The organism is Amaricoccus sp. B4 (assembly GCF_043226085.1).
In the GTDB taxonomy this organism is placed as follows: domain Bacteria; phylum Pseudomonadota; class Alphaproteobacteria; order Rhodobacterales; family Rhodobacteraceae; genus Amaricoccus.
Window position 1 is genome coordinate 2,582,220 of record NZ_CP171225.1, and the last position, 21,249, is coordinate 2,603,468.

Consider the following 21,249-nt stretch of genomic DNA (forward strand, 5'->3'; position numbering starts at 1 on the left):
AAAGCGTGCAGAAGCGCGGTCGCCATATCTGGAGACAAGGAAATGGGTTATCGTATCGCCGTCGTCGGTGCCACGGGCAATGTGGGCCGCGAAATGCTGAACATCCTCGCCGAGCGGGAATTCCCCGTTGACGAGATCGCGGCGCTTGCCTCGCGCAAGAGCCTAGGCACCGAATGCTCCTTCGGCGAGAAGACTATCAAGACCCTGGACCTCGACACCTTCGATTTCACCGGCTGGGACATCGCGCTCTTCGCGATCGGCTCGGACGCGACGAAGACCTATGCGCCGAAGGCCGCGGCGGCGGGCTGCGTGGTGATCGACAACTCCTCGCTCTACCGCTACGACCCGGCCATTCCGCTGATCGTGCCGGAAGTGAACCCCGACGCGATCGAGGGCTATTCGAAGAAGAACATCATCGCGAATCCCAACTGCTCGACCGCGCAGATGGTGGTGGCGCTGAAGCCGCTGCATGACCGGGCGAAGATCAAGCGCGTCGTCGTCTCGACCTACCAGTCCGTTTCGGGCTCGGGCAAGGAAGCGATGGACGAGCTCTGGAACCAGACCAAGGGCATGTATGTGCCGGGTCAGGAGGTCGCGCCTTCGGTCTACCCCAAGCAGATCGCCTTCAACGTGATCCCGCACATCGACGTCTTCATGGAGGACGGCTACACGAAGGAAGAGTGGAAGATGGTCGCGGAGACCAAAAAGATCGTGGATCCCGCGATCAAGGTCACCGCAACCTGCGTCCGCGTTCCGGTCTTCGTCGGGCACTCCGAGGCGATCAACGTGGAGTTCGAGGATCCGATCGACGAGGACGAGGCCCGCGAGATCCTGCGCGAGGCGCCGGGCTGTCTCGTGATCGACAAGCGCGAGCCGGGCGGCTATGCGACGCCTGTCGAATGCGTCGGCGATTACGCGACCTTCATCAGCCGCATCCGCACCGATGCGACGGTCGAGAACGGCCTCGTGATGTGGGTGGTCTCCGACAACCTCAGGAAGGGCGCCGCGCTCAACGCGGTGCAGATCGCCGAGCTGCTCGGCCGCCGGGTGCTCAAGAAGGGCTGATCGCCCGAACCGGCTGAAATGCACAGAGCCCGTTCGCCCGGCGCCATCGCGCCGGACGAGCGCAAGGCAGTGCCTCAGGTCTCGGTCTTCTTCACGTCCTTCTTCACGTCGAGGCCGACGCTTTCGCCAAGCTTCTGGCGCTCGGCCTCCTCGCGGCCGGCATCGGCCAGCCGGCCCGCTGTCGAGCGCAATCCGGCTTCCGCGCGTTCCACCGCATCGCGACCTCCCGGCGTCTCCCGGTCGAGACGACCTGCCGCCTCATCCGCGATCTTGACCGCTTCCTGCGCGACCGCCCCGGCGGTGGCTTGCGCCTTGGCGCCTTCCGTCTCCACGACCTGCCGCGCATAGGCCTTGAGCTGGTCGGATTTCTCGCCGAGCAACCGGTCTTCCGCGCGCGTGGACGGCAGTGCCCCGCCGATCGCGGCACCAAGCGCCATGGCAAGCGCCCCGAAGACGAGGGGCTGTTCCTGCATCGCGTCGTTCACGCGATCCAGGTCCCTGCGGCCCGCGGCCATCGCCCGGTCGCGCATCTCTCCTGCCCGGGCCTGGGCGGCGAGGCCTGCGTCATTCAGGGCAGTGCCGGCTCCGGAGACCTGATCTCTCACGCCGTCCGAGAGGTTCCGGGCGCCTGCACGAATGCTGTCCGCCATGTCTGACGCACCGCTGCCGACGCGCGAGGCGGCATCCTTCGCCGCGCTGCCCGCGCGCGAAAATGCCGTGTCGTCCTGTCCTCCGGCTCCACCCGCGGGCGGAACCATGCCGGGGCGCGCTGTGTCTGCCCCGCGCGATCCGAGATACGATGGGTCGCCCGAGGCATCAGGCACATGTGTGCGCGCGGGCCGAAGGGTCGAGCCGCGGCCATAGGTGGACAGGGCGTGGTCGGTGTTCCGATCGCCCCAGTCCTCGCCGGTATCCCTGCCATGCAGGCGCGGTCCGCCGCCCCCGGCCATGAGCCATGCGAGCCCGACGCCCGTGAGCAGTGCGGGCAGGGGATTGTCGCGCAGGGTTCTGCCGAGATTGCGGCTCATCTCGCCGCCGTTCTCGCCAATGGCGGAGACAACCTGATCGACGATGTTGCCCATGCTCGCACGGCTCTGAAGCTCGTCGATCGTGCGCGAGACGCTCGCCCGTGTCTCGTTCACATCGCGTTCAAGCTCGCGGACGCTCTTGTCGTGAGGCTCCGTGACTGTCTCGGACATCACATCTTTTCCTTGAGCATGGTCGCGTCACGGGATGCCGCCTGGGCGGTGCGTTCGGGCGCGAGGTTGACTGCCTTGAGAGAGTTCATGCCCTTGCCCGCGAGAGCGAAGGCGGCCACGGCAACAAGGCCTCCGACAATGACGGCGGCCCAGATCCCGTGCACACCCGCCTCCGTCAGGGCGGCGACCAGAGCGGCCGCCAGCACGTTGAGCGCGGTGAGACAGAAGGCCAGGGCGGCGACGAGTGCGCCGAGCGCCATGACCACCTGGGTGGATTTGGAGCTGAGTTCGGCCCGCAGGAGCTGGATTTCCTTGCGAACCAGTTCGGTGACATGCCCGACGAGATCGGTCATCAGTGCCGGTGTCGAGCGTTCATTGAGGTTGGACATCTGCGATCAAACTCCCGGTTTCACGGGCGGATGGCCCTGCTCGGTGATCCCGACCGAAGACGCGGCCGGCACGTTGGTTCCGATTGTCGGGTCAGGTTTCGGAGCAGGCTTGGGAGCGGAGACGCCCGCTCCGGGCAGGGTGCTCGTTGAGGCTGCTTCCGGCCCGCGGCTCGGGTTTTCGCGACCCGGGTTGCTTCCGAAGGCCGGTTCCGTTGCGCGGGGCGACGTCGAATATCCCGCATGTGCCGCACCGGCGGCGTGGCCGTCGGCGGTATACCCGCTGGTGGCCGACCGGGGATCGCCGGCCCGTGCGAACCGGGCGAGCGCAAATCCCGTCAGGGCAGCGCCGCCAAGAAAGGCGACCGGGTTGGAGCGTGCGAAATCCGAAAGGTCTGCGGACATGCGCGAGATGCTCTTGCCATCCACCGCGCGCGAAATCTGTTGCAGCCCCTCTGCCGCCTCGTTGAGGAGATCGTGCTGCAACGGCGAGTCCTGCAACTCCCGCGCCGCCGCCTCGAGGCCTTCCGCGGTCCTGCGGATCTCGTGGGCCGTATGGCCCTTGGCTGCTTCGGTTTGCTGCTGGGCGGCCCCCACGGCGTCGTCGAGCATGGAGCGGGCCTCGGTGCCTGCCGCGTCAACCCGCTCCCGGGCGGCCGAGAGCGCCTCGCGCCCGGTTTCCTTGATGTTCTCTCTGCCCGAGAGCGTGTCAGCTCTGGGGCCTGTCGTCTGGTCGTGCTCGGTGGTCTCCATTATTTATTGTCTCCCTGCTGAGATGGGGCCATTTGTTCAGGCCAGTCCAATAAAAGAGAGCACTGCGAGGATGACGACGATCACACCGATCAGATAGAAGATGTTGTGCATGGTTTTTTCCTCCCGTGATTTGCCTAAGTAACGCTCGGCAGGTTCTTATGTTCCGGTGGGAGCTTCTTATGTTCCGCCCCGTGCGTGAAACTCCGCCGATGCGGTGGCGGCATGAGGCCGGAAATCGGCGTCCCCGCCGCGCCCTTTCCCGCCCTCGCGCGCGCACTTGCACTGCCGGTCCAAGGCCTTATGTCAGGCAGATGCGACGTGCAGGGGGCGAAACATGATGTTGCGGACAACTGTCGGGAACTGGATCCGGCGCAGCCCGGTCGAGCCGCGGTTCTTTCTGCCGCTCGGCGCCGTCGCGGGGCTCATCTGGCTCTTTGCGGCCCTGGCCGACGAGGTTCTCGAGAACGAGACCCACGCGGTCGACCGCGCGATCCTCGTCTGGCTGCGCGTGACGGACGATCCCTCGCGCACCATCGGGCCACATTGGCTGCAATCGGCCTTCGTCGATATCACGAGCCTCGGCGGCACCACCGTCATCACCCTGCTGACGGTGATCTCGGTGGCCTATCTCTTCACGGCAGGGCGCCCGCGGCTGGCGGGCCTCACCGCGCTCTCGATCTCGCTCGGCGCGCTCGTCGAGACGGCAATGAAGCTCGGCTTCAACCGGGCCCGGCCCGATGTGGTGCCGCATCTCGTCGATGTCTCCACAATGAGCTTTCCGAGCGGCCACGCGATGCTTTCGGCGATGACATACCTCACGCTCGGCGCAATGCTGGCGCGCGCCCAGTCGCAGCGGCGGCTCAAGATCTTCGTGCTCGGGGTCACCATGGCGCTCACCCTGCTCATCGGCGTGAGCCGGGTGGTGCTGGGCGTGCACTGGCCGACGGATGTGCTGGCGGGCTGGCTCGCGGGCTGTGCCTGGGCGCTCGGCTTCTGGCTGCTGGCGCGCCAGATCACGCGGTAGGGCGCAATCCCGTTCCCGACCGGGATTGGGCCCGAAACTGTCCTCGCCGTGCAGCGGTGCTCAGGCGCCGGCGTTCTCCTCGCGGCGGAGGTCGTGGATCGAATCCATGTAGCCCCGGATCAGCGCGCCCTCCGGCACCACCCCCGCCACCTGGCCCTCGGCGGTGACGAGCGGCACGGCCTCGCCGCTGAAGGCCCGGAGCCGCGCCATCGCCTCCCAGAGCGTCGTCGTCTCGCCGAAGGTGAGGCCGCCTCCATCGGCGAGGCTTTCGAGCCGGGCGGTGGCGGGGGCCGCGATCGCGTCCTGAAGCTGCACCCGGCCGCGATAGGCGCCCTCGGCGTCGATGAGCAGCACCTCGCCGCGGCGGCGCCCGGCGCAAAGCTCGATCATCTTCCCGACCGGATCGGAGGGGCGGAGCGCGAGGTAATCCTGGGTCAGAAGCTCCGAGACCCGGCGGTCGTGCAGGATCGCCCGGTCGCGCCCCTCCGAGAGATCGAAGCCGCGGCGCTTGAGCTGCACGTCGAAGAGCGAGCGGCCGAAGGCGCGGTGGGCGAGCAGGTTGGCAAACGCGACCGAGGCCATGACGGCGATAGTGAGCTGGTAGTTCGCGGTCATCTCGAAGACGATGAGGATCGTGGTGAGCGGCGCGCCGATCACCGGGCTCGCCATCGCCATCATGCCGCAGATGGCATAGACCGCGACGCCGGAGGTCGCGCCCGGCAGCAGCGCCGCGAGCACGAGCCCGTAGAGCGCGCCGCCAACCCCGCCGATCAGCAGCGCCGGGCTGAACACGCCGCCGACAAACCCGAAGCCAAGGCAGAGCGCGGTCATCGCCGTCTTGGCGACGAGCAGCTCGGCGAGCGCGCCCATGGTGAAGGCGCCGTCCTCGGCCGTGTGCTGGAGCACGCCCCGGCCGATGCCGAGCACCTCCGGCACCTGCGTCGCGACGAGGCCGAGCACAAGGCCCGCGAGGGCCGGGCGCAGCGCCGGCGGCATCGGCAGGCGGCTCGCGAGCTGGCCGGAGCGCAGGATCAGCGTCATGTAGAGCGTGGCGAGCAGGGCCGCGAGGATCCCCTCGATGGCGAAGAACACGAATTCATAGTCATGGGCGATGCCCGCGAAGCTGACCGCGATCAGCGGGTCCTGCCCGAAGACGCGCGTGGCCATCACATGGCCCATGGCGGCCGCGACGGCGACGGGTGCGAAGGCCCGGAGCGCGTAATGGCGCAGCACGACCTCGTGGGCAAAGATGAGACCCGCGATCGGGGCATGAAAGGCCGTGGCAATGGCGGCCGCGACGCCGCAGGCAATCGAGATCGAGCGCAGGTCGCGGAAATGCCGCTCGAGCCGCCGCGCGATGTCGCCGATCGTCGCGCCCATTACCACGAGCGGGCCGTATTGCCCGATCGAGGCGCCGGTTCCGAGCGCGATGAGGGCGGCAAGCGTGGCGCCGAGCCCGCTCTGGAGGCTCGGCATCGGGTTCCGGCCCTGCACGGCGAGGATCGCATCGGCGGGGCCGAGCGCGCGCTGTTCGCGGATCACGTGGCGGACGATCAGGCCGGTCGCGAGCCCCCCGCCCGCCGGCCCGAGGATGGTGAGTGCCGTCAGCACATATGGCTGCACGGTGGTGTCGGTCCGGGCATCGAGCGAGACGAGAAAGAGCGTGTTGAGCCAGCCGACCGCATCGACGAAGCCGACCGCCGCGACGCTCGCCACAGCCCCGATGACGACGCCGGCACAGGCGACGACCAGAATCCGGGCCGCGCTGTGGGCTCCAAGCATCGTCGCGCGCCTCCTTACCTCCCGTCCGTCCGTCCCGCTATATCATGCCCGGCGCGGGATGCGAGCCGGCGGCGGCGAGGCGGTCAGGATGTGCGGGCCTCTGTGCCCGCAAGGTCATCGAGGATCGGGCAGTCGGGCCGTTCGTTGCCGTGGCAGGCATGGGTCAGGTGCTCAAGCGTGCGGCGCATCGCCTCGAGCTCCTCGATCCGGGCGGTGAGCTCGGCGATATGGCCTTCGGCGATCGCCTTCACCTCCACGCTCGCGCGGCCCTTGTCCTGCCAGAGGCGGACGAGCTGCTCGATCTGCGCGACCGAGAAGCCGAGCTTGCGGGCGCGCCGGATGAAGCCCAGCGTGTGCACGTCCTCCATCCGGTAGACGCGGTAGCCGTTGCCGCTGCGCTGCGCCTCGGGGATGAGGCCGATCTCCTCATAGTAGCGGATCATCTTGGCCGAGACGCCCGAGGCCCTTGCCGCTTCGCCGATGTTCATGCCCGGCCTCCGAGGCGCATCCGGCGGAGCCGGAGCGCGTTCGAGACCACACAGACGCTCGAGGCGGCCATGGCGCCGGCCGCGAGGATCGGCGACATGAGGATGCCGAAGGCCGGATAGAGCAGCCCTGCCGCCACCGGCACCAGCGCCACGTTGTAGCCAAAGGCCCACACGAGGTTCTGGCGGATGTTGCGCATGGTCGCCCGGCTGATCTCAACCGCCATGGCGACATTGCCGAGCTCACCCGACATCAGCACCGCGTCGGCCGCGTCAATGGCGATGTCCGTGCCGGTGCCGATTGCAAGGCCGACATCGGCCTGGGCAAGCGCGGGGGCATCGTTGATCCCGTCGCCGACGAAGGCGACCGGCCCGTTGGCCTGAAGGCTCTTCACCGCTTCGGCCTTCTCGCCGGGCAGCACATTGGCCCGCACCGAGGTGATGCCGAGCTCGCCCGCGATGGCGCGCGCCGTTGCCGCGCCATCGCCGGTGATCATCGCGATCTCCAGCCCGGCCGCGCGCAGCGCGGCGAGAGCCGCCGCCGCTTCGGGCTTGATCGCATCGGCAACCGCGAGCACCGCTGCGGCCTCGCCGTCGATGGCGGCGAAGATCGGGCTCCGGCCCTTGCCCTCGAGCCCGGTGGCGGCGGCGGCAAGCGCCTCAGTCCCGATGCCGCGCCCGGCGAGAAAGCCCTCGTTGCCGAGGAGCACCACATGCCCGTCCACATGCGCCTCGACCCCCTTGCCGGGCGTTGCGGCAAACCCGGAGGCCGCGGGCAGCGCAAGCCCGTCGGCCTCGGCCGCGGCAACGATCGCGCGCGCCGTCGGATGTTCCGAGCCGGTCTCTGCGGCGGCGACGAGGGCGAGCGTTGTCGCCCGGTCGCGGCCCTCGGCGGCGATGAAATCGGTCAGGCGCGGCTTGCCCTCGGTGAGCGTGCCGGTCTTGTCGAAGGCGATGGTGGTGACGCCCGCGAGCCCCTGCAGCGCGGCGCCGCGGCGAAAGAGGATGCCTGCCTCCGCCGCCCGGCCGGTGCCGACGAGGATCGAGGTCGGGGTTGCGAGCCCCATGGCGCAGGGGCAGGCGACGATGAGCACGGTCACCGCGCTTACCACCGCCATGGCCAGCGCGGGCGAGGGGCCGAAGACCAGCCAGCCCGCGAAGGTGAGCGCGGCAATCGCCATGATGCCCGGCACGAACCAGCGCGTCACCTGATCGACCAGCGCCTGGATCGGCAGCTTGTCGCCCTGGGCGTCCTCGACCATGCGCACGATCTGCGCGAGCACGGTCTCTGCGCCGACATGGGTCGCGCGGAAGGTGAAGGTGCCGGTGCCGTTGACCGTGCCGCCGATGACGCGCGCCTCCGCGGTCTTCTCGACCGGATCGGGCTCGCCGGTGATCATGGCCTCGTCGACCCAGGAATGGCCCTCGACGAGCGTGCCGTCGAGCGGGATGCGCTCGCCGGGGCGTACGCGCAGCAGTGCCCCCGGCTGGATCTCCTCGATCGGCACCTCGATCTCCCGGCCGTCCTCGACGCGCCGGGCGGTGCGTGGCTGGAGGCCGACGAGCTTCTCGATCGCCTGGCCGGTGCGGCCGCGCGCCCGGGCCTCGAGATAGCGCCCGACGAGGATCAGCGTGACGATGAGGGCGGCGGATTCGTAATAGACATGCGCGGTGCCCGCGGGCAGCAGACCCGGCGCAAAGGTCGCGACGCTCGAATAGGCCCAGGCCGCGCCCGCGCCGAGCGCCACCAGCGAGTTCATCTCCGGCGCGCCGCGGAAAAGCGCGGGCAGCCCCTTGGTGAAGAAGACCCGCCCCGGCCCGAAGAGCACCGCCGTGGTGAGCAGGAACAGGATCAGGTTGACCCCGAAGGCGCCGAAGGTCCCGGCCAGCGCGTGGTGGAGCGCCGGCACCATGTGCCCGCCCATCTCGATCACGAAGACCGGCAAGGTCAGCAGGCCCGCCAGAATGACATGGCGCCGCAGCGCCGCGACCTCGGCCCGGCTCTTGTCCGCCTGCGGCTTCGGCGCGGGATCGGCGGGGCGGGCCGGATAGCCCGCCTTCGTCACGATTTCGGCAAGCTCTGCGGCGGCCAGTGCCGCCGCCCCGCGCGCGCCCTCGACATGCGCCCGCCCGGTGGCGAAATTCACATTGGCAGCCGCGACGCCGGGCGCGGCCAGAAGCGCGCGCTCGACCCGCCCCGCGCAGCTCGCGCAGGACATGCCCTCGACCACCAGATCACAACTTTCGATTCGTTCATCCAGCATGGGAACCTCCTCGGTTGCCCTCTCATATGGGGCTTCCCATCATTGGAAGGTCAAGAGGCGGGATCGTGAATTTCCGCAGCACCCGAATGCAGCCGCAGCGCGTCGATCCGGGCGCTGATCCGCGCGACCTCCGCCTGATAGGCCGGATCGCCGATTGCGCCGAAGCGGGCGCGGAAGGCGGCGGCCGAGAGGTCGTGCGGCAGATCCGAGATGTCGGGCATTACGTCGCCCTCCACCCCGATCCGCGCCGCCGCGCCGGGATCGCGGGCCAGAGCCATCGCGAAGCGGAGCCCGGCCAGGTCGGCGGCCATGTCCTCGAAGTTGAAGCCCGAGCCGTCGGGATTGCTGTCGAGCAGTTCCTTGATCTCGCCGAGGCCGAAGGCCGCGCGGGCATCGAGCCCGGTGCCGAGGGCGGCGGAAATCGCGAAGTGCCGTTTGAGATCGTCGCGCCCCGCCAGCGTCACGCCGTCGCAGCGCCCGGTGTCGGCGGCCTCGCTGCGGCCGATCCCGACGAAGCGGCCGAGCCGCGCATTGCCGCAACGGATCGCGAGCGCAACGATCGCGGCCGGGCGCTCGGCCACAGGCTGTTCCGCGACGAGGCGGAGATGGGGGAGAAACGAGCCGGTCGCAGGCAGGCTCCCGTCGTCAAAGCCCGCGTCGAGCAGGGCAAGCGCCTCCCGGATCTCGGCCGTGCTCGGCGCCCCGGCGGCATGGACAAGCTGGGCGACGAGCCGCTCGAAGAAGCCATCGTTGGTGCGCGGTCCGGCAAGGGCCACGCTCAGCGTATCGGGCCCGATGGCGACCGGCCCCACCGCGCCAAGCGCCGCAGCGCCGGTGCCCGGCCCTCCGAGCCGGTCCGCGGCGGCGCGGACCGCGGCGAGCGTGAGCCCCGGCGGCAGCGGCAGCCGCCCGACGCGGATCCCCTCGAGCGCGAGACCACCCGTCGACGGCAGCACCGAGACCCGCGCATTGAGCCAGAGCCCGCCGGGCAGCGCGAGGCTCGCCGCGGCATCGAGGCGGCCTTCGGTGATCTCCGCCTCGCCGCGCAGCGCGGGCTGCAGATAGGCGATGCTCCGGAGCGCCGCGCCGATCGCCTCGGCCCGCACCGTCATCTGGCCGTTCCCGAGGAGATCGCCGAGGTTGCCGGCCAGCTCGGCATCGAGCGCCGCGGCGCGCGGGTCCGGCGCCGGCGGCTCCAGCACATGCGGTGCGGTCGACAGCGTGAGCGCTGCGAGCAGCGCGGCAAGGCCCAAGAGGGCCAGCACGAGCGCGGTCGCGGCGCGCAGGAGGCGCAACGGGAGCGGCATGGGCTGCGGGGTCAAACGATGACGGGCTGCGCGACCTGCGCGCCGACCTCGAAGACCCGGCGGTAGCGCGCCACCTCGTCCGCCGGCCCCATCGCCTTGGCGGGATTGTCCGAGAGCTTCACCGTCGGCCGGCCGTTCGCGCTCACCGCCTTGCAGACGAGGCTGAACGGGGCGAGCCGGTCCTGCGGGGTGAGGCCGCGGAAATCGTTGGTGAGCAGCGTGCCCCAGCCGAAGCCGAGCTTCACCCGGTCGTTGAAGCGCGCATAGAGCTCCTCGATCTTGGCCACGTCGAGCCCGTCGGAGAAGATCACCAGCTTCTCGCGCGGGTCCTGGCCGCGGCTCTTCCACCAGGCAATGGCGGTCTCGGCCCCCTCGGCGGGATCGCCCGAATCGATGCGGATGCCGGTCCAGGAGGCGAGCCAGTCCGGCGCATGCGCGAGGAAGCCCTTTGTGCCGTAGGTGTCGGGCAGGATGATCCTGAGGTTGCCGTCATAATCCCGGTGCCAGTTTTCCAGCACGTCATAGGGGGCCTGACGGAGCGCGGCATCGCTCGTCGCGAGCGCGGCATAGATCATCGGCAGCTCATGGGCGTTGGTGCCGATCGCCTCGATGTCGTGGCGCATGGCGATGAGGCAGTTCGACGAGCCGGAGAACTTCTCGCCGAGCCCCTCGATCATCGCCTCCACGCACCAGTCCTGCCAGAGAAAGCCGTGCCGCCGCCGGGTGCCGAAATCCGAGATGCGCAGGTCGGGCATCTCGCGCAGCCGCTCGATCTTTTCCCAGACCCGCGCCATGGCGCGGGCATAGAGCACCTGAAGCTCGAAGCGGCCCATGCCGTTCAGCACCGCCCGCGAGCGCAGCTCCATGAGGATCGCGAGCGCCGGGATCTCCCACATCATCACCTCGGGCCAGGAGCCGCGGAAGGTGAGCTCGTACTGGTCGTCCTTGCGGACGAGCTCGTATTCCGGCAGCCGGAACTCCTCGAGCCAGGCCATGAAGTCTGGCCCGAACATCCAGCGCTTGCCGTAGAAGGTGTTGCCGCGCAGCCAGGTGCTTTCGCCGCGGCTGAGGCTCAGGCCGCGGGCATGATCGAGCTGCGCCCGAAGGTCGGCCTCGTCGATGAGGCGCGCCAGCGGCACATCCCTGGCGCGGTTGATGAGGCTGAACTCGACCTCCACATCCGCGTGCCGCCGGTAGACGGTCTGCAGCATCAGGAGCTTGTAGAAATCGGTGTCGAGCAGCGACCGGACGATCGGGTCGATCCGCCAGGCATGGTCATAGACGCGCTTTGCGATATCGGTCATGGCGCGGCCGTCATCCGGGCAGGTCGGCGGCGGCGGCGAAGCCGACGCCCGCCTCCGCCATGCCGGCCATCGCGGCGGCGAGCGAGCCGTCGAGATCGATGCCGCGGCAGGCATCGGTCAGCACGATTGCGGAAAACCCGAGCCGGACCGCGTCGAGCGCCGAATAGGCGACGCAGAAATCCGTGGCGAGCCCGGCAAGATAGAGCGCCTCGACGCCGCGTTCGCGCAGGTAGCCCGCGAGCCCGGTCGGGGTCTCGCGGTCGTTCTCGAAAAAGGCCGAATAGCTGTCGATCGCCGGCCGGAAGCCCTTGCGGATCACCAGATCGGCGGGCGTCGTCGCCAGGGCGGGGTGAAACGCCGCCCCCTCCGTTCCCTGCACGCAATGCGTGGGCCAGAGCACCTGGGTGCCATAGGGCATCTCGGTGGTGGAGAAGGGCGCGGCACCGGGGTGGTTCGCCGCGAAGGACAGGTGATCGGCCGGATGCCAGTCCTGGGTCAGCACCCGCACGCCGAAGCCTGGCAGGATGCGGTTGATCGGCGCCACGACCGCATCGCCCCCGGTTACGGCAAGCGCGCCGCCGGGGCAGAAATCGTTCTGGACGTCGATGACGGCGAGCGCCGCCCTCTCGAGAGATATCGCCATGCCTGCGCCGCAACCCTTCCGTTCGCATCTGCCGGTGCGGGGCTCACACTGGCAGGAGCGAAACGGCTTTTCAACAGCAGGCTTGGCGGCGGCACGCGTGGCGCCGCCGCCGCAGCGGCAGGACGGATCAGTCCTTCTGTTCGAGCGCCTTCGGCGTGAAGCTGCCCGCGAGCTGCATGAAGCGCGAGCCCATCTCGGCATAGTCCTTCATCGCCTCGTCGAGGAATTCCTTCTGCACGGCGCGGAATTCGTCGAAGTTGCGGCAGGCCATCAGCTTGCTCTGCGCGGCCATGTCGCGGCGCATCCGCGCGGAGACGAATTCGCCGATCTCGGTCTGGGCCTTGTTGAGCCCGCCGAAGAGCGCGCTGCCGGCGGCTTCCGCGCCCTTGTAGGCCTGCTTCTGCACTTCGGTCGCGCGGCTCGAGGCGACTTTCGCCTGTTCCTCGGCGCGGGCCTTGAACTTGGCGACATTGGCTTCCGCGGCGGCCATCTGGTCGGAGAAGAGCTTCGAGATCTGGCCCGAGGCCTTCTCGGAGGCTTCCTCGGCAGCCTTCATCTGCTTCGCCATCAGATCCTGGAACTTCGCGAAGGCTTCCTCGGCCGCCTTCATGTTGGCCTTCGAGCGCTCGGTCGCCTGGGCCGTCATCTCCTCGAGCTTGGCTTCGGCGAGCTTGATCTGCTCCGAGGCCTTGGCAACGGCGTCCTCGCTCGCCTTGACGGTGGCGGCAACGATCTCGTTCATCTTCGCGGTCGCCTGCGCCGCGGCATCGGTCGCGGCTTCCGTGGTGGCCGAGATATCGGCGGCCGCAACCTCGGCGACGGGCTCGGACACTTCGGGTTCGGGCGAGGCGTCTGCGGCAGCGGTCTTGCGCGCCCGCGTCCGCCGGGGCTTCGGCTTCTCGGCGGCGGATTCCGCTTCGGCCTCGGCCGGCGCCGCTTCGGTCACCTGGTCCGTGGTCTCGTCGGAGCTCGTCGCTTCGGGGTTCGGCGTGTCGGACATAATCGTAGACCTCATGATAGCTCTAGTTACAGCGCCGTGATGGTAAACGGAGAACGCCGAATCGGGAAGCCGCAGTGCAGCAAAAATCGTCTCAGCGCTTCGAAACCGCTCCGGAACGCGCGCAATCCGCGCCGGAACGAAACAGAAGATTTGCGATTGGAGCTTCGATGCCCTCGCAGGGCGGCATTTCGTCCGCATCGCCGCGAAGCGCGAGTCCCGCGCCCGGAATGCCCAGATCCGCAAGCTGAGCGGGGGTTCCGAGGCCGAATTCGAGGTGACCGCGCCCGATGATCCCGACCACGCGCCGCTCCGGATGCCCGACGCAGGTCTGCGCGATCGCACAGGCAAACGCGCGGTCCCAGACTTGCTGCGCCCGCACAAAGCGATCGAAAACAGGGTCTTCCGGGCTCTGCGCCGCGCGTCCGGGCCGCACCCCGCCGGTAATCGCGAAAAGATAGCGACGATAGGCCGCGCTCGCCGGTAAGGCGGGGCTCAGCCAGTCGCGGTATTCGCCGGGCAGCGCCTCCCAGCCCTCGCGCCCGATGAGCGAGACCACGGGCCGCGCGACGTTCATCGCAAACATCGGCAGGCCGAGATCGCGGCAGAGCCGGAAGAGCGGCAGGTAGAGCTCGGGCTCGAAGCCCCAGACCTCCTCCCAGCGCGTTTCGCGCAGGAATTCCGCCTCGCTCATCCCCTCGCCGCACCAGGCATCGAGCACCGGCTGGAGATGGCGCGGAAACATCTCGAAGCCGACGTGGAGATCGCCGACCCGCGCGGCAAGCCCGGCAATGACGAGCTCCTGAAACCGGTGATCCGCCGCGCTGTCATGCTGCTCACCGAGCAGCGCCACCCGCCCGCGGGCGAGGCGCTCGATCGCCTCGGGGTGCGAGAGCTTTGCGCCGGTGGCGGGGTCGATCCAGGCCATGGCCAATCCTCTACCCTTGTCACGATGGGAATGAGGCAGAAAAGCGCGGAATGGAGGAAATTCGCAAGCCCCTGAAATTGGGGCTTGATTATTCCGACTGTTTTGGTCACCTTAATTCCAGCAGCCAGTCCCCCCGACCAGCCAGCCCTGAAACCGACTGACCGGATCGGGATTGGCCCAGAACGCGGAGGCCCCGCGGCCGCTCCCTCACGACCCCCCGGACAGACATGTTGCCGCAAGGCATGAACTGGAGGATCAGCCGTGAACGCACCTGTGCAGCCCCATACCTTCCACCGCAACCGCATCCATGTCGCGGAGCCGCGCCCGGTCCACGACGCGCGCAAGCTGACCCAGGGCAATCGCGAAGCCGAGGTGATGCTCGACGGCATGCGCTACGTGCTGCGCATCACCCGGCAGGGCAAGCTGATCCTGACGAAATAGGCCCGCACGGCGGAGGTGGCCCATGTCCTTTCTGCGCGACGATTTCCACCCCGCCACGGCGCTCCATCTCCCCGCACCGGAGCGCCCGCGCGGCTCTGCGGCCGGCCCCTGCCCGGCGCAGGCGGCGGGCGATCTCCCGCCTGCCACTCAACGTGGCGCGTGGTTGATCGCCGGCCGTCTCGTCGTCATGCGGGGTCCGGACGCGCAGGCGGACGGCGGCGGCCGGTAACCGGCCCGCCGCCGCTCGCCGCGATCCGGGCGATGGCCGCCCCGAGCGGCTCTTCCGCCACCGCCATGTGATGGGCGTTGGCATGGAGCAGAAGATCTGCGCCGCTCACGATCCCCACATGTCCCTTCCAGAACAGCAGATCGCCGGGCTCCGGCGCGGCGCCGGGATCGTGCGCAACACCGAGAAGTGCCGCCTGCATGTCCGAATCACGCGGCACATCCACATGCCCGGCGGCCACCAGTGCAAGCTGCACCAGCCCCGAGCAGTCGATACCCGCCGCGCTCCGCCCGCCCCAGAGATAGGGCGTGCCGGCAAGGCGCCGCGCCTCGGCAATGAAATCGCCCGCGCCCGGCGCCAGATGCGCCCGCGGCACGAAACCGCCCCCGGCGAGCGCGAGGAAATTACCGCTTTCCCCCACCGTCTCCACCGCGGCAAGCCAGGGCAGGGCGGCGCGCACCGGCGCCTTGATGTCGGGCCGCGAATAGATATGGCTCGCGATCGCGGTGATCCGGCGCGGCGCCGCGCCCTCCGCCGCCGGGCCGAGCCCCGCGGCCGCGACATAGCCCACATAGCCGTCCCAGCCCGACTGCCCCCAGGCGAGCCCGTCCTCGCGCGTCTCGTAGACGGTGAAGGGCTCGCCATGGAGCAGCTGCGTCGCGAGGCCCGCACCGGGGTCGGGCGAGAGCGCGAGATCGAGCAGCGGCGCGGTGACGCGGAGATGCGTGCCCGGGACGAAGCGCGCCGCCGCGACCGTGCCGGCAAGCGCCTCCGCGGCAAGATCCTCGCGCGCGGGCAGGAGCCGCCGGGCGAAGGGCTTCAGCTCCGGGCGCAATAGCGCGTCTCCAGCATGTCGAAGAGCGCCCGCCCGGCCTGGAACGCGCCGCCCTTGGGCCGGCCGGGCTTCGCCGCCGGCGTCCAGCCGTAAATGTCGAAATGCGCGTAGCGCGGGGCTGCGGTGACAAAGCGGCGCAGGAAGAGCGCTGCGGTGATCGCGCCAGCCATGCCGCCCGAGGGCGCATTGTCGAGATCGGCGATGCCGGGCTCGATCAGCGCCTCGTAGGGCTCCCAGAACGGCAGCCGCCAGAGCGGATCGGCGGCGCGCGCGGCGGCGTCGGCAAGCTCGGCCGCCAGCCCCGCGTCATCGGTGAAGAAGGGCGGCACATCCGGCCCGAGCGCCACGCGCGCGGCCCCGGTGAGCGTGGCGAGGCTCACGACCAGATCCGGTTCCTCCTCGTCGGCGAGCGCCAGCGCATCGGCGAGCACGAGCCGGCCCTCGGCATCGGTGTTGTTCACCTCGACGCTCAGCCCCTTGCGGCTCGGCAGGATGTCGCCGGGCCGGAAGGCCGCCCCCGAGATCGCGTTCTCGACCGCCGGCACCAGCACCCGAAGCCGGATGTCGAGCCCGCGTTCCATCACCAGCCGGGCAAGCCCCAGCGCGGTCGCCGCGCCGCCCATGTCCTTCTTCATCAGCCCCATGGAGCTCGGCGGCTTGATATCGAGCCCGCCGGTGTCGAAGCAGACGCCCTTGCCGACCAGCGTCACCTTCGGCGCATCGGCCCGGCCCCAGCGCATGTCGAGCAGCCGCGGGGCATCGGCAGCGGCGGCGCCGACCGCGGCGATCATCGGGAAGTTCGCCGCCTCCAGCGCCTCGACCCCGCCGATGACGTGCGTCTCCGCGCCGAACTCGGCGGCGAGGCCGAGGAAGGCCGCCTCGAGCGCCGAGGGGCCCATGTCCCGCGCGGGCGTGTTGATGAGATCGCAGCAGAGCCTCGCGGCGCGGGCCAGGGCCTCGATGCGCGCGGCCTCCACACCCTCGGGGCAGACGAGCGCGGGGCGCGTGGAGGGAAGCGCGCGATAGCGGTCGAAGACGTAATCGCCGAGCAGCCAGCCGAGCGCCTCGATCTCCGCATCCATCTCGACCCCGTCATGGGGTTCGAGCGCATAGATCGCGGGCGGAAGCTTCTCGGCGGCGCGGGCGAGGTGGAAGCGGTCGCGCTTGCGGGCGGCGGCATCGCCCCAGCCCGCGAGCGCGCAGGCGATGCGCCCGTCGGCGGCAGGCACGGCGAGCGTCTCGCCGAGGCCCGCGCGGAAGCCCTGTGCCTCGACCCAGGTCCGGACCGGCGCCTCCGCGCCCTGAAGCCAGGCGGTGAGGCCGTCCGGCGTGAGGACATGGAGTGGAAGGACGGAAGCGGTGGGTGCGGAGGCAAGCGGCATGATCGGGCCCTGTCTGGATCGGAAGGCCGATCCTAGCGGCGGGCCGAGGGCACCCACAAGGGGCGCCGTCCCCTCAGAGCGCGGACTGATCCGCGTAGAGCATCACGGAAAAGAGCGAATCCTCGCCCAGGCGGAGCAGCCGCGCGGCAACCGCCCCCGTCGCGATCGGATCCTCGGCCTCGATGCAGGCGCGCAGATCGCGGGCAACGCGCGCGAAATCCGCAAGCCCCACCTGCTCGCTGAGCCCCGCAAGCCGCGAGGCGAGCCCCAGAAGCTGCGCCATGTCCTGCTCGGCAAACGCCAGTTCGAGCTGAGTCAGCCGGTCGGTAAGGTGATAGACGACCTCATCGACGATCTCGCGGCAGCGCTGATCGCCCAGAGACTGGCGCAGGACGAGTATACGCGTTGTATCGAGCGCGGCATCCTCGTGCGCATGAAGTGGTATGATCTCGGCACCCATTGTAGCCCCCCGTATTCACCCGCGCCGACACTGCCACTTGCCATTGAAACAAGCGTTAACGTGAGTATTTTCTCTCCCCGGAAAGGCAGGTAAAGTCGTCAGACCTTTAGGTAAAATGTGCGATCTACGGATTGAGGTTCCCCCATGAAGAATGCGCGTCCGCTTCCCAAGTTCCTTGTCGATCGGCACCACACCTGGCGCAAGGATCTCGGCCCGGAGACGCGCATGCGCCTCTCCAAGCTGGCCGCGGATGGCCAGGCGCCGGCGGCCATGATGGTTGCCTGCTGCGACAGCCGGGTGATGGCCTCGGATGTCTTCGGCGCGGATGCGGGCGAGTTCTTCGTCCACCGCAACATCGCCAATCTCGTGCCCTCCTACCTGCCCGACGGCCAGCAGCACGGCACCTCGGCAACCATCGAATACGCCGTGAACGTGCTCAAGATCAGCCACCTGATCGTGATGGGCCATTTCGGCTGCGGCGGCGTCGCCGGCTGCCTCGCACAGCACCAGAACCCCGACCTCAAGCACGAGGAGAACACCGCCTTCGTCACCCACTGGCTCGAGGTGCTCGAGCCGCGCGTGCCCACGGTCCTCGGCAAGGGCCTCAGCGAACAGCAGATGCTGCGGGCGCTCGAGCATCAGGCGGTGCTCCTGAGCCTCGAGAACCTGATGACCTTCCCCTTCGTCAAATCGGCCGTCGAGGCGGGCACCCTCGAGCTTCACGGCATCTGGAACGACATCCAGGGCGGCATCCTCGAGTATTACGACGCCGCAGCAGGCGATTTCGTGCCGGTCTGATCCGGCCGGCTGCGCCTCGACGCCCGATCCCGGCCCCGGCCCCGGCCGGGACGGGCCGCCGCGGCGGAGGCCGCGGGAACGTGGCGCTTCAGTCCGAGAGGCCCGGCTCCTCGAGCAGGGTGCGCCCGGCGCGGTCCTCGATCTCGAGGATCCAGAGATCGGGGTCGAAACCCCGCTGCCGGGCGAGGGCCGCGTCGACCCCGATCTCCGGCCCCTCGGCCAGCACCGCCCAGACGCGCGCGCCGCTGGCGTCATAGCTGCGCGAAAACGCCCGCGCCGCGCCGTCGAGCGTGTTGAGCTTCACGATCACCGCACCCGCCGTGGCATCCCCCTTCGCGGTGACGAAGGCCGGGATGCCCGCAAGCCGGAGCCGCGCAAGATAGGCCTGAACCCAGAATTCCGCGGTGAGCCGTGCGCTCATCCGTCGCCGTCGGAGAAATCGAGCCCCATCTCGGTGTAGCGCTCGGCTTCCTCGAGCCAGTTCGGCCGCACCTTGATGGTGAGGAAGAGATGCACCTCGCGGCCGAGGAACTCGCGAATGTCCGCGCGCGCCGCCTGGCCGACGGCCTTGATCGTCTCGCCCTTCGGCCCGAGCGCGATGCCCTTGTGGCCGTCGCGCGCGACATAGACCACCTGGTCGATCCGCACCGAGCCGTCCTTCTTCTCCTGCCAGCCCTCGGTCTCGACGGTGAGCTGGTAGGGAAGCTCCTGATGCAGCCGGAGCGTGAGCTTCTCGCGCGTCATCTCGGCGGCGATCTGGCGGAGATTCGCGTCGGCGATCTGGTCCTCGGGATAGAGCCAGGGCCCGGCGGGCACCGTTTCGGCAAGCCACTTCCGGAGGTCGTCGACCCCGTAGCCCTTCTCGGCCGAGATCATGAAGGTCGCGGCGAAATCGCGGGCCTCGTTCATCTCGGCGCTGAGCGCGAGCAGCCTCTCGGCCTTCACCCGGTCGATCTTGTTGATCGCGAGCGCCACCCGGTTGCCCGTGGGCAGCACCTCGGCGAGCTGCTCGAGGATCGTGCGCACGCCCTCGGTGATACCGCGATGCGCCTCGATGAGCAGCACCACGACATCGGCATCCGCCGCCCCGCCCCAGGCCGCCTGCACCATCGCCCGGTCAAGCCGGCGGCGCGGGCGGAAGAGGCCGGGCGTGTCGATGAAGACGAGCTGCGAGGCGTCTTCCATCGCGATGCCCCGGATGCGCGCGCGCGTCGTCTGCACCTTGTGGGTCACGATCGAGACCTTGGCGCCGACCATCCGGTTCATCAGGGTGGACTTGCCCGCGTTCGGCTCGCCGATCAGCGCGACGAGGCCGCAGCGGGTTCCAGTATCTTCGCTCATCCGTGCGCCTCCAGCTCTCCGAGCAGCTTTTCCGCAGCCATCTGCTGGGCGGCGCGCTTGGAGCTCGCCCGCCCGCGCGCGGCGCGGCCGTTGTCGAGGCGCACCTCGACGGTGAAGACCGGCGCATGGTCCGGCCCCTCGCGTTCCAGATCGACATAGGCCGGCGGGCGCAGCGCGCGCGCCTGGGCCCATTCCTGCAGCGCGGTCTTGGCATCGATCGCCTGGGCCCGCGCCTTCTCGATCCGCCCGGCCCAATGGGTGATGACGAAATGCCGGGCCGCCTCGAGACCGCCGTCGAGATAGATCGCCGCGATCACCGCTTCCATCGCATCGCCGAGAATGGCGGTCTTGCGCCGCCCGCCCGACAGCATCTCCGAGCGTCCCATCCGGAGCGCATCGCCCACCCCGAGGCTGGCGGCGACCTCCGCACAGGCTTCCTTGCGCACGAGCGCGTTCAGCCGGGGCGCGAGCTTGCCCTCGTCGGCCTCCCGGTCCTGCTCGAGCAGAAGCTCGGAGATCACGAGGCCGAGCACCCGGTCGCCGAGGAATTCCAGCCGCTGGTTGCTCTGGGTCGATCCCATCGAGGGGTGCGTCAGCGCCTCGATGAGCAGTTCGGGTCGGGTGAAGTCATGGCCAAGGCGCGCTGCGGCCTCGGCCATCGAACGGCTCAGTCTCAATCGATCCTCACGAAGAAACGATCAGGCCGCCAGGTCCAGAAGGCGAGCATCGAAGGCCCGGCGGAGGAGAAGATCACACGGTCGGCCCGGCCGACGAGATTCTCGAACGGCACGGTGCCGACGCCGCCCGCGCTGCGGGGGAAGCGCGAATCCATCGAGTTGTCGCGGTTGTCGCCCATGAAGAAATACTCGCCCTCGGGCACGACGAAGACGGGGGTGTTGTCGCCGAAACCGTCGTCGTCGATGTTGAGCACCGCGTGCTTCAGCCCTTCGGGCAGGGTCTCGATGGCACGGTCCTTCTCGCAGGGGCCGCCGGGGCTCACCGGAGCGTTCTCGCAGCGCGGCATCGAGCGCATCGGCCCCTGCGGCGCATAGGGCTCGGTGAAGATGCCGTCGGGCTGCTGCGGCGCCAGCGTGCCATTGATGTAGAGCAGGCCGTTCTTCACCTGCACCGTGTCGCCGGGCAGGCCGATCAGCCGCTTGATGTAATCCGTGCCGTTGGTCGGATGCTTGAAGACCACCACGTCGCCGCGCTTCGGATCGCTCGCGAGGATGCGGCCCGAGAACGGACACATCGAGAACGGGCAGGAATGACGCGAATAGCCGTACGCCATCTTGTTGACGAAGAGAAAATCTCCGATCAGCAGTGTGGGCTTCATGGAACCCGAAGGAATCCAGAATGGCTGGAAGAACAGGGTGCGGATCACACCCGCAAGGAGCAGCGCATAGGCGATCGTCTTGATGAGTTCGACGATACCGCCCTTGGCCTTGGCTTTGCTTTTGGTCGCCATGAAGAGGTTCCACTGGCTCGGGTCAAGGCTGCCTTGTGACCCCTGGCCCGGGTCCTGTCAAGGAGAGCTCCGGGCGCCTTGCCGCACGGCCTGGGCGGGCCGGGAACCGGGATTTGCCTGCGGCCGGAGGATTTTTCCTGCCGCGCCGCCCCGATTGCCGT

22 protein-coding genes are annotated in these 21,249 nt (G+C 69.2%); 4 read left to right on the forward strand and 18 right to left on the reverse strand.

Going from position 1 to position 21,249, the window contains the following annotated elements:
* The first annotated feature begins 42 nt into the window (after positions 1 to 42).
* Positions 43 to 1,065, forward strand: a complete 1,023-nt coding sequence (locus tag ACF66B_RS12430; protein WP_111429373.1) for an aspartate-semialdehyde dehydrogenase — start codon at positions 43 to 45, stop codon at positions 1,063 to 1,065.
* 74 nt (positions 1,066 to 1,139) lie between these two features.
* On the opposite strand, the gene ACF66B_RS12435 is transcribed toward ACF66B_RS12430, so the two are convergent.
* The 3 genes from ACF66B_RS12435 to ACF66B_RS12445 are packed head-to-tail and all read right to left on the reverse strand — an operon-like array spanning position 1,140 to position 3,403.
* Entirely contained in the window at positions 1,140 to 2,264 is a 1,125-nt protein-coding gene (locus ACF66B_RS12435; RefSeq protein WP_111429372.1) for a DUF3618 domain-containing protein, read from the reverse strand.
* Positions 2,264 to 2,653 carry a phage holin family protein gene (locus ACF66B_RS12440; protein ID WP_111429371.1) on the reverse strand — a complete coding sequence of 130 codons (390 nt, stop codon included), beginning with the start codon at positions 2,651 to 2,653 and terminating at the stop codon, positions 2,264 to 2,266. Before ACF66B_RS12440 ends, ACF66B_RS12435 begins: the two co-directional genes overlap by 1 nt.
* Before the next feature lie 6 nt (positions 2,654 to 2,659).
* A complete protein-coding gene (locus ACF66B_RS12445) occupies positions 2,660 to 3,403 on the reverse strand; it encodes a hypothetical protein (protein ID WP_111429370.1) in 744 nt (247 codons plus the stop codon).
* A gap of 334 nt (positions 3,404 to 3,737) precedes the next feature.
* Here ACF66B_RS12445 and ACF66B_RS12450 point away from each other — a divergent pair, with 334 nt between their 5' ends.
* A complete protein-coding gene (locus ACF66B_RS12450; protein ID WP_392662782.1) occupies positions 3,738 to 4,427 on the forward strand; it encodes a phosphatase PAP2 family protein in 690 nt (229 codons plus the stop codon).
* Between the two features lie 60 nt (positions 4,428 to 4,487).
* On the opposite strand, the gene ACF66B_RS12455 is transcribed toward ACF66B_RS12450, so the two are convergent.
* From ACF66B_RS12455 to ACF66B_RS12490, 8 genes are all read right to left on the reverse strand, one after another.
* The gene (locus ACF66B_RS12455; protein WP_111429368.1) at positions 4,488 to 6,209 is read right to left on the reverse strand and encodes a chloride channel protein; all 1,722 of its coding nucleotides are present in this window, start codon (positions 6,207 to 6,209) and stop codon (positions 4,488 to 4,490) included.
* A gap of 83 nt (positions 6,210 to 6,292) precedes the next feature.
* On the reverse strand, positions 6,293 to 6,697 hold the full coding sequence (gene cueR / locus ACF66B_RS12460; RefSeq protein WP_111429367.1) for a Cu(I)-responsive transcriptional regulator: 405 nt from the start codon (positions 6,695 to 6,697) through the stop codon (positions 6,293 to 6,295).
* Entirely contained in the window at positions 6,694 to 8,958 is a 2,265-nt protein-coding gene (locus tag ACF66B_RS12465) for a heavy metal translocating P-type ATPase (protein ID WP_111429366.1), read from the reverse strand. The genes cueR and ACF66B_RS12465 overlap by 4 nt, the downstream gene beginning before the upstream one ends.
* A gap of 50 nt (positions 8,959 to 9,008) precedes the next feature.
* The gene (locus ACF66B_RS12470) at positions 9,009 to 10,265 is read right to left on the reverse strand and encodes a hypothetical protein (protein WP_111429365.1); all 1,257 of its coding nucleotides are present in this window, start codon (positions 10,263 to 10,265) and stop codon (positions 9,009 to 9,011) included.
* Between the two features lie 11 nt (positions 10,266 to 10,276).
* The gene (gene pncB, locus ACF66B_RS12475; RefSeq protein ID WP_111429364.1) at positions 10,277 to 11,569 is read right to left on the reverse strand and encodes a nicotinate phosphoribosyltransferase; all 1,293 of its coding nucleotides are present in this window, start codon (positions 11,567 to 11,569) and stop codon (positions 10,277 to 10,279) included.
* A gap of 10 nt (positions 11,570 to 11,579) precedes the next feature.
* The gene (pncA, locus tag ACF66B_RS12480) at positions 11,580 to 12,212 is read right to left on the reverse strand and encodes a bifunctional nicotinamidase/pyrazinamidase (protein ID WP_111429363.1); all 633 of its coding nucleotides are present in this window, start codon (positions 12,210 to 12,212) and stop codon (positions 11,580 to 11,582) included.
* 127 nt (positions 12,213 to 12,339) lie between these two features.
* Positions 12,340 to 13,227, reverse strand: a complete 888-nt coding sequence (locus ACF66B_RS12485) for a phasin family protein (RefSeq protein WP_162683215.1) — start codon at positions 13,225 to 13,227, stop codon at positions 12,340 to 12,342.
* Positions 13,228 to 13,303: 76 nt separating this feature from the next.
* Positions 13,304 to 14,137, reverse strand: a complete 834-nt coding sequence (locus tag ACF66B_RS12490; RefSeq protein ID WP_111429361.1) for a ChaN family lipoprotein — start codon at positions 14,135 to 14,137, stop codon at positions 13,304 to 13,306.
* A 303-nt stretch (positions 14,138 to 14,440) separates the two neighbouring features.
* Here ACF66B_RS12490 and hemP point away from each other — a divergent pair, with 303 nt between their 5' ends.
* Positions 14,441 to 14,578 (forward strand): hemin uptake protein HemP, encoded by a 138-nt coding sequence (gene hemP, locus ACF66B_RS12495; RefSeq protein ID WP_162683234.1) that lies wholly within the window; start codon positions 14,441 to 14,443, stop codon positions 14,576 to 14,578.
* A 185-nt stretch (positions 14,579 to 14,763) separates the two neighbouring features.
* Here hemP and ACF66B_RS12500 read toward each other — a convergent pair whose 3' ends face one another.
* From ACF66B_RS12500 to ACF66B_RS12510, 3 genes are all read right to left on the reverse strand, one after another.
* Positions 14,764 to 15,639 carry an NlpC/P60 family protein gene (locus tag ACF66B_RS12500; RefSeq protein WP_392662789.1) on the reverse strand — a complete coding sequence of 292 codons (876 nt, stop codon included), beginning with the start codon at positions 15,637 to 15,639 and terminating at the stop codon, positions 14,764 to 14,766.
* Positions 15,624 to 17,021, reverse strand: coding sequence for a leucyl aminopeptidase family protein (locus tag ACF66B_RS12505; RefSeq protein ID WP_111429358.1), 1,398 nt, complete (start codon positions 17,019 to 17,021; stop codon positions 15,624 to 15,626). Before ACF66B_RS12505 ends, ACF66B_RS12500 begins: the two co-directional genes overlap by 16 nt.
* Before the next feature lie 73 nt (positions 17,022 to 17,094).
* Positions 17,095 to 17,481, reverse strand: coding sequence for a hypothetical protein (locus ACF66B_RS12510; protein ID WP_111429357.1), 387 nt, complete (start codon positions 17,479 to 17,481; stop codon positions 17,095 to 17,097).
* Between the two features lie 144 nt (positions 17,482 to 17,625).
* Between ACF66B_RS12510 and ACF66B_RS12515 the strand changes: the two genes are divergently transcribed.
* On the forward strand, positions 17,626 to 18,279 hold the full coding sequence (locus tag ACF66B_RS12515) for a carbonic anhydrase (RefSeq protein ID WP_111429356.1): 654 nt from the start codon (positions 17,626 to 17,628) through the stop codon (positions 18,277 to 18,279).
* An 88-nt stretch (positions 18,280 to 18,367) separates the two neighbouring features.
* Here the strand turns inward: ACF66B_RS12515 and ACF66B_RS12520 are convergent, their stop codons facing one another.
* Genes ACF66B_RS12520 through lepB form a run of 4 tightly spaced genes read right to left on the reverse strand, consistent with a single transcriptional unit; the run spans position 18,368 to position 21,088 of the window.
* Positions 18,368 to 18,700 carry a DUF1491 family protein gene (locus ACF66B_RS12520; protein ID WP_111429355.1) on the reverse strand — a complete coding sequence of 111 codons (333 nt, stop codon included), beginning with the start codon at positions 18,698 to 18,700 and terminating at the stop codon, positions 18,368 to 18,370.
* The gene (gene era, locus ACF66B_RS12525; RefSeq protein ID WP_111429354.1) at positions 18,697 to 19,620 is read right to left on the reverse strand and encodes a GTPase Era; all 924 of its coding nucleotides are present in this window, start codon (positions 19,618 to 19,620) and stop codon (positions 18,697 to 18,699) included. The genes ACF66B_RS12520 and era overlap by 4 nt, the downstream gene beginning before the upstream one ends.
* Positions 19,617 to 20,297 (reverse strand): ribonuclease III, encoded by a 681-nt coding sequence (gene rnc / locus ACF66B_RS12530; RefSeq protein ID WP_392662795.1) that lies wholly within the window; start codon positions 20,295 to 20,297, stop codon positions 19,617 to 19,619. The genes era and rnc overlap by 4 nt, the downstream gene beginning before the upstream one ends.
* On the reverse strand, positions 20,294 to 21,088 hold the full coding sequence (gene lepB / locus ACF66B_RS12535; protein ID WP_111429352.1) for a signal peptidase I: 795 nt from the start codon (positions 21,086 to 21,088) through the stop codon (positions 20,294 to 20,296). The genes rnc and lepB overlap by 4 nt, the downstream gene beginning before the upstream one ends.
* Between the last annotated feature and the right edge of the window lie 161 nt (positions 21,089 to 21,249).